16 protein-coding genes are annotated in these 11,838 nt (G+C 46.3%); 7 read left to right on the forward strand and 9 right to left on the reverse strand.

The annotated features are described in order from the left end of the window. Nucleotides 1-9 precede the first annotated feature (9 nt). The 9 genes from ptsN to AC27G9_RS07190 all read right to left on the reverse strand — a co-directional run bounded on the left by ptsN (nt 10) and on the right by AC27G9_RS07190 (nt 6,665). Nucleotides 10-453, reverse strand: a complete 444-nt coding sequence (gene ptsN, locus AC27G9_RS07150; protein ID WP_487072530.1) for a PTS IIA-like nitrogen regulatory protein PtsN — start codon at nt 451-453, stop codon at nt 10-12. A 9-nt stretch (nt 454-462) separates the two neighbouring features. Next, nucleotides 463-750: a ribosome hibernation promoting factor gene (gene hpf / locus AC27G9_RS07155; RefSeq protein ID WP_487072532.1), complete on the reverse strand. Its 288-nt coding sequence runs from the start codon at nt 748-750 to the stop codon at nt 463-465. 25 nt (nt 751-775) lie between these two features. Beyond that, nucleotides 776-2,260, reverse strand: coding sequence for an RNA polymerase factor sigma-54 (locus tag AC27G9_RS07160; protein ID WP_487072534.1), 1,485 nt, complete (start codon nt 2,258-2,260; stop codon nt 776-778). Between the two features lie 106 nt (nt 2,261-2,366). Then, nucleotides 2,367-3,092 carry an LPS export ABC transporter ATP-binding protein gene (gene lptB / locus AC27G9_RS07165; protein WP_487072536.1) on the reverse strand — a complete coding sequence of 242 codons (726 nt, stop codon included), beginning with the start codon at nt 3,090-3,092 and terminating at the stop codon, nt 2,367-2,369. Then, nucleotides 3,092-3,655 (reverse strand): lipopolysaccharide transport periplasmic protein LptA, encoded by a 564-nt coding sequence (gene lptA / locus AC27G9_RS07170; protein ID WP_487072538.1) that lies wholly within the window; start codon nt 3,653-3,655, stop codon nt 3,092-3,094. Before lptA ends, lptB begins: the two co-directional genes overlap by 1 nt. Further along, nucleotides 3,624-4,187, reverse strand: a complete 564-nt coding sequence (gene lptC, locus AC27G9_RS07175) for an LPS export ABC transporter periplasmic protein LptC (protein WP_487072540.1) — start codon at nt 4,185-4,187, stop codon at nt 3,624-3,626. Before lptC ends, lptA begins: the two co-directional genes overlap by 32 nt. Next, nucleotides 4,184-4,732 carry a 3-deoxy-manno-octulosonate-8-phosphatase KdsC gene (gene kdsC / locus AC27G9_RS07180; RefSeq protein ID WP_487073645.1) on the reverse strand — a complete coding sequence of 183 codons (549 nt, stop codon included), beginning with the start codon at nt 4,730-4,732 and terminating at the stop codon, nt 4,184-4,186. The genes lptC and kdsC overlap by 4 nt, the downstream gene beginning before the upstream one ends. 5 nt (nt 4,733-4,737) lie before the next feature. After that, nucleotides 4,738-5,709 (reverse strand): KpsF/GutQ family sugar-phosphate isomerase, encoded by a 972-nt coding sequence (locus AC27G9_RS07185; protein WP_487072542.1) that lies wholly within the window; start codon nt 5,707-5,709, stop codon nt 4,738-4,740. Further along, the gene (locus tag AC27G9_RS07190) at nt 5,709-6,665 is read right to left on the reverse strand and encodes a calcium/sodium antiporter (RefSeq protein WP_487072544.1); all 957 of its coding nucleotides are present in this window, start codon (nt 6,663-6,665) and stop codon (nt 5,709-5,711) included. The genes AC27G9_RS07185 and AC27G9_RS07190 overlap by 1 nt, the downstream gene beginning before the upstream one ends. A 545-nt stretch (nt 6,666-7,210) precedes the next feature. Between AC27G9_RS07190 and mlaF the strand changes: the two genes are divergently transcribed. Genes mlaF through murA form a run of 7 tightly spaced genes read left to right on the forward strand, consistent with a single transcriptional unit; the run spans nt 7,211 to nt 11,833 of the window. Next, complete coding sequence (mlaF, locus tag AC27G9_RS07195; RefSeq protein WP_487072546.1) at nt 7,211-8,011, forward strand: phospholipid ABC transporter ATP-binding protein MlaF; 801 nt, start codon at nt 7,211-7,213, stop codon at nt 8,009-8,011. Beyond that, nucleotides 8,008-8,784 carry a lipid asymmetry maintenance ABC transporter permease subunit MlaE gene (gene mlaE, locus AC27G9_RS07200; protein ID WP_487072548.1) on the forward strand — a complete coding sequence of 259 codons (777 nt, stop codon included), beginning with the start codon at nt 8,008-8,010 and terminating at the stop codon, nt 8,782-8,784. The genes mlaF and mlaE overlap by 4 nt, the downstream gene beginning before the upstream one ends. A 9-nt stretch (nt 8,785-8,793) precedes the next feature. Then, nucleotides 8,794-9,261 carry an outer membrane lipid asymmetry maintenance protein MlaD gene (gene mlaD, locus AC27G9_RS07205; protein ID WP_487072550.1) on the forward strand — a complete coding sequence of 156 codons (468 nt, stop codon included), beginning with the start codon at nt 8,794-8,796 and terminating at the stop codon, nt 9,259-9,261. 48 nt (nt 9,262-9,309) lie between these two features. Next, a complete protein-coding gene (locus AC27G9_RS07210) occupies nt 9,310-9,960 on the forward strand; it encodes an ABC transporter substrate-binding protein (RefSeq protein WP_487072552.1) in 651 nt (216 codons plus the stop codon). Further along, nucleotides 9,957-10,265 carry an STAS domain-containing protein gene (locus tag AC27G9_RS07215; RefSeq protein WP_487072554.1) on the forward strand — a complete coding sequence of 103 codons (309 nt, stop codon included), beginning with the start codon at nt 9,957-9,959 and terminating at the stop codon, nt 10,263-10,265. Before AC27G9_RS07210 ends, AC27G9_RS07215 begins: the two co-directional genes overlap by 4 nt. Nucleotides 10,266-10,297: 32 nt before the next feature. Beyond that, nucleotides 10,298-10,555, forward strand: a complete 258-nt coding sequence (locus tag AC27G9_RS07220) for a BolA family protein (protein WP_487072556.1) — start codon at nt 10,298-10,300, stop codon at nt 10,553-10,555. A gap of 15 nt (nt 10,556-10,570) precedes the next feature. Continuing rightward, complete coding sequence (gene murA / locus AC27G9_RS07225; protein ID WP_487072558.1) at nt 10,571-11,833, forward strand: UDP-N-acetylglucosamine 1-carboxyvinyltransferase; 1,263 nt, start codon at nt 10,571-10,573, stop codon at nt 11,831-11,833. Nucleotides 11,834-11,838 lie beyond the last annotated feature (5 nt).

Consider the following 11,838-nt stretch of genomic DNA (forward strand, 5'->3'; position numbering starts at 1 on the left):
TATGGTGCGTTAGGCTAATGCTTGAAGAATGTCGTCACTCGTTTTGGCGTTTCGAATCGCTTTAACGGTCGATTTGTCGCTTAGTTTACCCGCTACGGTTGCTAATGTCTGCAAATGCCCCTCGGTTTGCTCTTCTGGCACAAGCAGAGCAAAAAAGATATCGACAGGTTGATCATCGATGGCATCAAAATTTATCGCGGGCGTGCTGGTGACAATAATTGCGGTTACCCGCTCCAGGCCTGCTAGTCTGCCATGGGGAAGAGCAATACCATTACCGATTCCCGTGCTTCCCATACGTTCGCGATTTAACAGTGCACTCAATACGGTAGATTGTTCAACAGACGGGTGATTGTTAGCGGCAATTTCGCTAATAATCTCTAGAATTCGTTTTTTACTATTGCACTGGACCGCACATTGCGTGCGATCCAGGCTGACTATGGCTGTGATATCCATCAGATAGGGTTAGTGCCTTTTCAGTTTTTCCTTATGCTTGATCACTTGGCGATCAAGCTTGTCTACCATACTATCGATGGCGGCGTACATGTCTTCATTTTCCGATGAGGCAAACACTTCCGCTCCGCTAAGGTGCATCGTAGCTTCTGCTTTTTGATTAAGTTTTTCGACATTGAGGATAACATGCACGTTAGATATGTGGTCGAAGTGACGTTCTAGCTTGCTGAACTTGGTGTCGACATAGTTACGCAAAGAATCAGTTATTTCAACATGATGACCAGTAAGGTTTATTTGCATATTTCGTCTTCCTTATAGGTGGAGCCTAAATCAGGCTTTTTCGTTGGTTAGACGGGGGAATCGAGAGAGACTCCCGGTATTTTGCTATTGTCCGCCGGGCAACTTTAATTCCTTGGTCGGCCAACAATTGAGCAATCTTACTATCACTTAATGGTTTACTCGGGGTCTCAGCGGCAACCAGTTTCTTGATCAACGCTCGAATCGCGGTTGACGAACATTCTCCACCAGACTCCGTTGCCACGTGGCTCGAGAAGAAATACTTCAACTCGTAGATACCGCGAGGCGTATGCATATATTTTTGGGTCGTAACGCGAGAGATGGTGGATTCATGCATATCGACCATTTCTGCTACATCGTTTAACACCATTGGTTTCATCATTTCTGGACCGTGTTCGAAGAAACCCATTTGCTGTTGGACAATACAATTTGCCACCTTCATCAGCGTATCGTTTCTCGATTCTAGGCTTTTGATAAACCACTTGGCTTCTTGCATATGTGAGCGAATAAATTGTGAATCACTGCTGCTTCGCGCACTTTTACTCATCGCAGCGTACTGCTGATTAATGCTGAGTTTCGGCAAACTATCCGGGTTGAGTTCAACCACCCAACGGCCGTTCTTCTTCGCGACTGATACATCCGGAATGACGTATTCAGGCTCTTTGGTAATTAACGCTGAGCCCGGTCTAGGATTAAGCCCTTGCAAAAGCACCATTGCTTCTCTGAGCTGGTCTTCTTTTAGCTTAGTCTTACGCATCAGTGTTCGGTAATCTTTGCTACCGAGCAAATCCGCGTAATCGGTTAGCAGCATTTTTGCTTCTGCTAGCCAAGGTGTATCAGGGGGAAACTGATTGAGTTGCACCAATAAACATTCCTGCGGCGTCCGAGATCCTGAACCTAAGGGGTCGAATTGTTGAATTCGCTTCAATACACATTCGACTTCATCCTCTTCGATAAGTTCCTCTGTCTCGTCATCGGTATTCACACTTTGCAGAATATCTTCAACGGTTACCGTTAAATACCCTGACTCATCGATTGAGTCGATAATCGCCATTGCGATTACACGGTCGATATCACTAAATGGTGTCAGACCCATCTGCCAAAGCAAGTGAGCTTGGATATCGTCGGTGGTCTCGCCTTGAAATACTTGGTCGTCATCTGATGCTGCCATAGGTGCAGGGGCCGAAGACGCTGAATAATACTCATCCCATGTACTGTCGATAGGAAGTTCGTCGGGTAACCCGTCTTTTTCTAATGCATCAGAGGTTTCAATATTATCTGAACTAGGTGCAGGAGCTTCGGCAGTGGCATCGTTTTCACTGTCTAAGTTACTTTTTTGCGGTTGATCGCCATCGCCAATATCTTCGACTTCTAAGAGTGGATTTGAGTCGAGTGCTTCTTGGATTTCCTGCTGCAAGTCGAGCGTAGAGAGCTGCAAAAGCTTGATCGCTTGTTGCAACTGAGGGGTCATTGTGAGTTGTTGACTAAACTTTAGCTGTAAAGAAGGTTTCATCTACGTCTTAACTTTCTCATTTTCCTGCTTTTTTACCTTAAACAATGAACCGAGTGCAAGTCCGAATTGCGGTTCCTGTTGGCTCATTTGTAACCCGCTATACTAACTATAGCTTGAATTGCTCTCCTAGGTATACATCTCTTACTTTTTGATTGCTTAAAACTTGCTCTGCGGAGCCCTGAGCAATCAATTCCCCATGACTAACAATGTAGGCTTTTTCACAAACATCAAGGGTTTCACGCACATTGTGGTCGGTTATTAGGATGCCAATTCCGCGGTCGCGCAGATGTTGAATTATTTTTTTTATGTCGTTTACCGAAATGGGGTCGACGCCAGCAAAAGGTTCATCTAGCAATATGAACTGTGGGTTGGCCGCCAACGCTCTCGCAATTTCCACTCGACGCCGTTCTCCACCCGACAAACTCATCCCATTGCTGTTGCGAATATGGTTGATGTTAAATTCGTCCAGCAAAGCGTCAGCTTCCTCTTCTTGTTGCTGACGGTTTAAGTCTTTTCGGGTTTGTAAAATCGCCATGACGTTTTCGTGTACCGTCATTTTGCGGAAAATAGACGCTTCTTGAGGTAAATAACCGATACCTTGGCGCGCGCGCTCATGCATAGGTTGGTGTGTCAGTTCGTTGTCATCAATGTGGATGCTACCCTTGTTCAGTGGCACCAAACCAACAATCATGTAAAACGTTGTCGTCTTACCCGCGCCGTTTGGGCCGAGTAGTCCAACGATTTCGCCACTGGATACCGACAAGCTCACATCGCGTACCACTTGCCTAGAACGATAGGATTTTGCCAAATGAGAGGCAGTTAATGTAGCCATTACTTTGGTTGGTCCTCGTCGTTTTTATCTTCGTCTTTAGATTCGACTTGGTCGGTCAGATCTTTGATGGCTTCAGGCCTAAACACAGTAGTGACTCTGCCATTTTGTTGCTCCGACCCTTGTGCCAACATCTGTTCTTTTTCCATGTCATAGGTAATGGTATCACCGCGCACCATACTGGTGTCTTGCTGTAGCTCTGCATTTCCTTTCAGTGAAATTTTGCGTTTGCTCACTTCATAGCGAATTTCATTGGCCTTGGCATTCACCGATTTACCGTCGGTGACTTGCTGGGTATAGCTCGCGGGATTGCCTCGCGCGATGAATACTTCGTTGCCTTCGCCATCAGTGGCAACCACTTCGACCTCATCCGCTTCGATAACTAACGAGCCTTGGGTGATGTAAACATCAGTTTTGAACAGTGATATTTTGTTAATTCCATCAACAAACTGAGACGCTGAGTCGACTTTTATCGGCTTAGTAAAGTCGGTCTCGTCAGCCAGTGCAAAAGTACTAGCGCTGAGGGCCAGTAAACTAGCTGCCAGGTTTATAAGTGGTTTGTACATGATCAATTAACTCGTATTGTCTGGTATGCAAATCGGCATTGAAGCCATTGCTATTTATAACGTATTGCCCGCCGATTATTACCACGGGCTGATCCGACGTCATGGTTTTTTTGTTCAAGTCGATTTCGATAAACTCTGTTTTTATTGTCTGAACAAAATCGTCGTCGCTCATATTGGTTATGACAACATCTGTTTCTAGCTGAATCAAGTTGTTGTCATAAAGTGTCCCTTCCTTTGCTGTCACCTGCCATGGCGATTCATTTTCACCCACGTATACGGTATACATCGGGTTTTGAAACAGCACGAAACCCAATAGGTCGTAGTGTTCCATTGTGGTAGCGAACACCTCATGATTCAACTTACCATCTGTGTCATACATAGTCGTGGTTAAATTGTTTGCCAAGTACGCTGGCCTCAACGCGTCCACTTTAGCGGATTGTTGGTCTGTCGGCGACTCTTCCATAAACGTTGGCAAGTACATTAGCAATGCCAACACAAAAAGCGCGGAAATACTCAGGCCAAGTCTGTTCACACGCTCGCCCCATGTTGTTCTTCCAAGCGGTCAAGCGCTTGAAGAATGGTGTCGGCAACTTCTCTTACTGCACCAAATCCACCACGATGTTGTGTTATCCAGTTAGCCTTGCTGGCAACGATGGGGTGCGCATCGCTGACCGCAATCTTGACCGCACTGTGGTTAAACATGCCAATGTCAGGCATGTCATCACCAATAGAAGCCACTTGCTCTGGGGCTAAGCCCAAAGACTGTATCAACTCAAGGATGGCTTCAGCTTTGTTTTCTTGACCTTGTATGATGTGCTTTACCGTTAATGATTGCATACGCTGCTGAACTATTGCTGAACGCCTGCCAGTGATGACCGCGACTTCAACGCCGCAGTTAATCAGCGCCTTAACACCGTATCCGTCTCGAGTGTGAAATGCTTTGAGCTCTTCGCCATCATTACCGAGATAAATTCTACCGTCTGAGAACACGCCGTCGATGTCACAAACCAATAATTTGAGTGAGGACAATTTGCTATAGAGAGCGGAATCTAACTCGGTGTAGAGTGTTTTTACCATTGTCATTACAACACTCCGGCTTTGAGTAGCATGTGCATGTTGAAGGCGCCTACTGCTCTATTTTCATCGTTTGTGACAAACAAAGCGCTGATTTTGTGACTTTCCATTAAGTTGATCGCTTCTACTGCCAATTCATTCTCTTGAATCGTCTTGCCACCTTTCGTCATCACTTCACTCACGCTGGTTGCGTGAATGTCAGCCTTGTTGTCGAGAATACGCCTGAGATCGCCGTCGGTAAATACACCGACAAGTATGCCATTGTCATCGAGTATGCCTGTCATCCCCAACCCTTTTTTGGATATCTCGAGCAAGGCTTCTGAAACGCTTGCATCGAGATTGACCAAGGGCATATCGTCAGCCGTTAACATGATGTCATTGACTTTCAGAAGTAGTTTGCGTCCCAAACTACCACCAGGATGAGATAATGCGAAATCTTCGGAGGTGAAACCTTTTGCGTCCAGCAGGGCGACAGCCAGTGCATCCCCCATCACTAAAGTCGCGGTAGTGCTTGATGTTGGCGCTAGCCCTAACGAACAAGCTTCTTTATCAACACTGATATCCAGTACAACATCGGCGTGTTGCCCCAATGAACTTGTCGCACTATTGGTCAATGCAATTGTCGGTACGTTCAAGCGCTTAACGACCGGCAATAAATTCAACAGCTCGCCAGTTTCCCCCGAGTTAGATATTGCAATGAGAACATCGTCTTGGCTTAACATGCCCAAGTCACCGTGATTGGCTTCACCGGGATGCATAAAAAATGAGGGGGTGCCTGTACTGGCTAAGGTGGCGGCGATTTTATTCCCGATATGACCTGATTTCCCCATGCCAGACACTACGACCTTACCTTTGCACTCGAACAAGATATTGCATGCGTCTTCGAAGTGATGGTCGATACGCGATTTTAGTGCCTCAATAGCCTGAGATTCGATATCAATCACTCGGATAGCAGACTGCGCGAAAGAAGCGTGATTCATTAATAAAACAACCAGTATTGGTAAGCAAGGAAACCTGCGACGAGAAAAGCGCCTTCAAAGCGGTTAATTCGGCTTGTTCCCCTGACATTAAAACTAAATACAAACATAAGTAACGTAAGTGCCAACATAACAAATATATCACGTTCGTACGCATTACTATCAACTAATCCGGGGGCGAGTAAACCCGGCATACCCAGAACGGCTAACAAATTAAACATATTTGAGCCGATAATATTGCCCAGCGCCAGATCATCTTCGCCTTTCATCACTCCGGCGATACTCGCAGCTAGCTCAGGTAAACTCGTTCCTAACGCGATGATAGTTAGGCCAATCACCAAATCACTTAAGCCAAAGTAATGGGCGATGGATACCGCCGCTTCTACCATGTAGTTGGCGCTCAATGGCAACAGTATTAGGCCAACGACTACCCAGAATACTGCGGATTTTGTTGAAACATCGCTGGGTATCTCGTCGCTTGTTTCCGCCACTAAGGGGTCGTTTTTCTCAACGTTAATGGATAGCCATGCCATGCCAGCGATGGTAACGCCAAACAGTGCTAAAAGTATGATGCCTTCATATTGAGCAAGTTCACCGTCTATGAGGAAAAATATGGCAATAAGGCTAATCAAAATAAGTGCAGGCATCTCCCGCTTTAAGGTGGTGGAAGACACAATCAAAGGTTTAATCAGCGCTGTTAGGCCCAAAACCAAGCCAACATTGGTAATGTTCGAGCCCATCGCATTACCGACCGCGGTATTCATATTACCGTTTAACGAGGCGACAGCTGATACCACTATTTCAGGCGCGCTAGAGCCCATTGCAACTATGGTGAGTCCAATCATCATTGGCGAGATGCCAAAGTTTTTTGCTAATGCTGAGGAACCGTAAACGAATCGGTCTGCGGCCCAGCTTAAAACGGCTAAGCCTATGATAAAGATGGCGACTTGAAATAGCACAATTGAGCGTGTCCTTTTGATCTTGGGCCGATTGTCGCAAAAACTCACGCGTTTTCCTATGGTAAATTCGCGATGATTTGTACTGTTTTCCGGTCTTAGTTCTTTTAGCGGAAAAAATACACGAATAACTGAGTTTGAGTGGTCAATGACAAATGGGGCACAGACGTAAACAGTTGTAAATTTTTGTATGATTTTCGCTGTGCTAGAAAATGCAGTGATAAAGTATGAGACTAAAGTAGAAGCCTAGGATATAATTGGCACAGGAACGCGACGTTGGGTTCAATGGATGAACAAAATATTGCACAAATAAAGTGTGATACATACCGCTCCTGTTATAAATCAATAATATCCTTCTTCGGTCATTTGTGTGGGTTAGAACGCCAGCACATAACTTGTAACTATTTGCATCGTACCGAAAGCTTGAAAACGAATACAATAACCACAAATTACACTGGTCAGTGAACTTTTTTCACGGCCTGACGTTTTACCCTGCAATGCATATTTTTGCATGGGTAAGGCGAGCTGTTGAGTGATGATACCAATACATGGATAACTTAGTAGAAATTAACAACATGAAGTTTACCCGAGGCGACCGGGTAATCTATGACGATGTGTCTATCGTGGTGCCCAAAGGTAAAATCACTGCGGTGATGGGGCCAAGCGGTATCGGTAAAACTACCCTGTTGAAATTGATGGGTGGTCAACTTCGTCCTGATAGTGGAGACATTAAGTTCGACGGTGACTCCATTGTGCAGATGAGTCGCAGTCAGTTGTACAAAACACGGCGCAGAATGAGCATGTTATTCCAAAGTGGCGCCTTGTTTACCGATATGTCGGTGGCTGACAACGTGGCGTATCCACTGCGAGAGCATACCAAGTTAAGTGAAAGCGTTATCGACACCATAGTGCAATTGAAGTTGCAGTCAGTGGGTTTGCGCGGCGCAAAAACATTAATGCCTAGCGAATTGTCTGGTGGTATGGCGCGGCGAGCGGCGTTAGCTCGGGCAATCGCGCTGGACCCTGATTTGATAATGTATGACGAGCCTTTTGCCGGCCAAGACCCCATTTCGATGGGCGTGCTGGTCAAGTTGATCAAAGAGCTCAATGATGCATTGAGTCTCACCAGTGTCGTTGTTACCCATGACGTAACAGAAGTCCTCACGATTGCGGATTATGTCTACATCTTAGCGGACAAACGAATTATCGGTCAGGGCACACCTGACGATATCAAACACAGCGAGTCTCCATTGGTTCAACAATTTCTGCAAGGCAATGCCGATGGTCCAGTGCCATTCCATTTCCCCGCGAGTGATTTGAACGAAGCCCTGTTTGGAGTGAAGTCATGAAGGCAATACAAGCAATAGGTGCTTCAACTATCGCCAAAATTAGCACGTTTGGCCGTGCAGGATTAATGTTAGCGGGCGCATTACTTGCGCTACCACAGTTTAAAAATATTCGTCTGACCATCAAGCAAATGTATGTGGTGGGTGTTCAGTCTCTATTAATCATTATGGTGTCAGGCTTGTTTATCGGCATGGTCATGGCCTTGCAAGGCTACACCATTTTAGTGGATTACGGTGCAGAGGGGAGTTTAGGCCCTATGGTTGCACTTTCTCTATTAAGAGAGCTTGGCCCGGTTGTGACGGCTTTGCTTTTTGCTGGGCGAGCGGGTTCTGCGTTAACTGCTGAAATTGGTTTGATGAAAGCAACGGAGCAACTTAGCAGCTTAGAGATGATGGCAATCGACCCATTGCGTCGAATCGTCGCGCCGCGGTTTTGGGCGGGTATGATTTCCATGCCAATGTTGGCACTTATTTTTAGTGCGATCGGTATTCTTGGCGGCCATTTGGTTGGTGTCGATTGGCTTGGCGTCGACGCGGGAAGTTATTGGTCAATCATGCAGTCTACGGTTGATTGGAATCAAGACGTGGTAAATGGGGTAGTAAAAAGCCTCGTTTTTGCCTTAGTTGTGACCTGGATTGCCATATTTAAAGGTTATGATTGTCTTCCTACTTCGGAGGGCATCAGCAAAGCAACCACGGAAACCGTGGTGTTTTCTTCATTAGCAGTACTAGGGCTGGATTTTGTATTGACAGCGCTGATGTTCGGAATCGAGTAGGGGGAGTTTATGAACAAGTATAAAACGGAACTGATGGTTGGATTGTTTGTCGTACTGACAATAGGCGCTGTGTTGTTATTAGCGTTGCGCGTTGCTAACCAAGCTATGACAGACGATGGTGCAACCTACACCCTTTACGCAAAGTTCGACAACATCGGCAGTTTGAAAGAGCGCTCAGCGGTAAAAGTCGGCGGGGTTACCATTGGTCGTGTCGCTTCCATTACTTTGGATAGCGAGGATTTTACACCTGTTGTTGAGCTGAGTATTTCTCAGACCTATGCAGACTTCCCTGAAACCACTTCTGTCTCGATTTTAACATCTGGCTTACTGGGTGAGCAGTACGTAGGCATGCAACCAGGCTTTTCTTTTGATGGGGTCGATAACCTTGGTGACGGTGATTATATCGAAGATACGAAATCCGCGTTGGTGCTGGAAGACCTCATCGGACAGTTTTTGTTTAGCCGCGACAGCGAATAAAACGCGGCCTTTACGCACAGAATTACATTTAGGTTAGGAGTAATTGAATTGAAAAAGTTATTTGCCATCGCAATGGTATGGTTTGTGTCAGTGAGTGCTGCACAAGCTGAAATAGCAAAAGACAACCCTTATCAGATGGTTGAAGAGGTGGCGTCAAAAACCTTTGGCCGTATGAAGGACTCGCAAGACGCGATTAAAGCTGATCCAGAGCTGTTGCGCACTATCATGGAAGAAGAACTTCTGCCGTATATCGATTATCAGTTTGCAGCCTATATGGTGTTGGGCAAACATTTCAAATCCGTACCACGAGACAAAGTCGGTGAGTACGTCAAAGTCTTCCGTGAATACCTGATCACTAAGTACGCCATTGCTTTGGGCTATTACGACAATCAAACTGTACAGTTTGAGCCGCGCAGTGATATCGAGGGCAAAAAGTCCGTGACGGTTCGTGCGCTGATACTGGACCCTCAGCGTCCAGAAATCAAAATTGCGTTTAAAGTGCGCAAGAGTAAAAAGACTAAAGAGTGGAAAGCTTACGACATGGTTGCCGAAGGCATCAGCTTGTTAAGTAGCCAGCGCAGTGAGTTCGAATCGATTCTACGTCAGGAAGGGATCGATAAGGTTATCAGCATTATGCAGAGCCAAATTGAACAACCGGTTAAACTTCAAAATGACGCCAGCCAAGAGGTTACAGAGTGAACACCTTCGGATTATCGGCAGAGGGTGTAATGTCTCTGTCGGGTCGCTTGGAACACCAAACACTTGAGAAAGACCTCTGGCTGTCTTTAGCGCAAAACGAGCGTAAGAACTTGGTGAGTGTTGGAAAACTCGTAATAGATTTGGAACAGGTAGAGTTTGTCGACACGGCTGGGCTCGCCTGGTTGATTAACGCTATTCGTCAAGCGCAGGAGGCTAAGGTTCAAGCCGTCTTGGCTAATGCGCCAGATAAATTGATTAAGCTAGCAAAAATCAGCGACGTTGACCGCCTTTTACCGTTACAATGAGTCATCGCTAATTCAGGTAGTAAGAGAGAACGATGGATACCACAGAAATTGAAGCAATTTTGAAAGAGGCTTTAGACCTCACTGAAGTCTACGTAAAAGGCGAAGGCTCGCATTATTCGATTATTGCTGTTAGTGACCAATTCAATGCTATGAGCCGCGTGAAGCGACAACAAGCGGTTTACGGACCACTTTCAGATAAAATCGCGGACGGCTCAATGCACGCGATTTCTATTAAAACCTTTTCAGAAGCAGATTGGCAGCGCGAGCGTCAGTTCCATATCCCCTCATAAGTGGACAAGAGATAAGTGGATAAACTCATAATTAGAAAAAGCCCGCCGCTTCAGGGGGATGTAACAATCTCAGGTGCAAAGAACGCTGCACTGCCACTATTGATGACAAGCTTACTAACGGACAGTACTTGTCGCTATACCAATGTTCCGAATTTAAGAGATATCAAGACTACCGTCGCATTGCTGCGGGAGTTGGGGGTGGAAGTCTCACCTTGCCAAGACAACGAGGTAGTGCTCACTGCCAGTGCGCTTCAAAGCGTCACGGCCTCTTATGAGTTAGTGCGTACTATGAGAGCTTCAATCTTAGTGTTGGGGCCGCTGTTGGCCAAACACGGCAAGGCCAATGTATCGTTACCCGGTGGATGCGCGATTGGTGCTCGCCCTGTAAACCTTCATTTGGACGGTTTAGAGCGTATGGGTGCGCAAATTGAAGTGGACGAAGGCTACATCAGAGCACATGTCGATGGTCGCCTCAAAGGTGCGCGTATCTTCATGGACATGGTTAGCGTTGGTGCGACCGAAAACTTGATGATGGCTGCCACACTCGCTGATGGTGAGACGGTCCTAGAAAATGCGGCTCGCGAGCCAGAAATTGTTGACCTTGCTAATTGCTTGAATCAGATGGGTGCCAAGATTACTGGCGCTGGTACTGACAGTATCCATATTCAGGGTGTGGATACCTTACATGGTTGTGATTATTCGGTGTTACCTGATCGCATTGAAACGGGCACCTTTTTGGTTGCAGCAGCAATATCAGGTGGCCACATTCGCTGCTTAAATGCAGCGCCAGATACGCTAGATGCGGTACTTGATAAACTCAAGCAAGCTGGTGCAGAAGTCTCTACTGGTGACGACTGGATTGAGTTGGACATGCGTGAGCGCGTGTTGTCTGCGGTTAATGTAAAAACCGCGCCACACCCAGCTTTTCCAACTGACATGCAGGCCCAATTTGTTACTTTGAATTGTGTCGCAGAGGGAACCGGAGTGACAACGGAAACGATCTTTGAGAATCGTTTTATGCACGTACCAGAACTTGAGCGCATGGGAGCAAAGATTGCACTTGAGGGTAACAGTGCCGTTTCAAAAGGCTCATCGAAGTTGAAAGGCGCACCTGTCATGGCTACCGACTTGCGCGCGTCTGCAAGTTTGGTGATCGCTGGCCTGATTGCTGAAGGTGAAACCCATGTAAACCGCATTTATCATTTGGACCGCGGTTACGAGCGAATTGAAGAAAAGCTCAGTGGTTTAGGGGCCAATATCGAAAGAGTGGCGGAATGACACGT

The organism is Alteromonas sp. 5NS40-0096 (assembly GCF_057544385.1).

Bases quoted from the DNA above. Each gene is read 5' to 3' on its own strand.
- AC27G9_RS07160 (WP_487072534.1), bottom strand. From the start codon at position 2,260: ATGAAACCTTCTTTACAGCTAAAGTTTAGTCAACAACTCACAATGACC.
- kdsC (WP_487073645.1), bottom strand. From the start codon at position 4,732: ATGGTAAAAACACTCTACACCGAGTTAGATTCCGCTCTCTATAGCAAA.
- mlaE (WP_487072548.1), top strand. From the start codon at position 8,008: ATGAAGGCAATACAAGCAATAGGTGCTTCAACTATCGCCAAAATTAGC.
- lptA (WP_487072538.1), bottom strand. From the start codon at position 3,655: ATGTACAAACCACTTATAAACCTGGCAGCTAGTTTACTGGCCCTCAGC.
- AC27G9_RS07220 (WP_487072556.1), top strand. From the start codon at position 10,298: ATGGATACCACAGAAATTGAAGCAATTTTGAAAGAGGCTTTAGACCTC.
- lptB (WP_487072536.1), bottom strand. From the start codon at position 3,092: ATGGCTACATTAACTGCCTCTCATTTGGCAAAATCCTATCGTTCTAGG.
- mlaF (WP_487072546.1), top strand. From the start codon at position 7,211: ATGGATAACTTAGTAGAAATTAACAACATGAAGTTTACCCGAGGCGAC.
- hpf (WP_487072532.1), bottom strand. From the start codon at position 750: ATGCAAATAAACCTTACTGGTCATCATGTTGAAATAACTGATTCTTTG.
- ptsN (WP_487072530.1), bottom strand. From the start codon at position 453: ATGGATATCACAGCCATAGTCAGCCTGGATCGCACGCAATGTGCGGTC.
- AC27G9_RS07185 (WP_487072542.1), bottom strand. From the start codon at position 5,709: ATGAATCACGCTTCTTTCGCGCAGTCTGCTATCCGAGTGATTGATATC.
- mlaD (WP_487072550.1), top strand. From the start codon at position 8,794: ATGAACAAGTATAAAACGGAACTGATGGTTGGATTGTTTGTCGTACTG.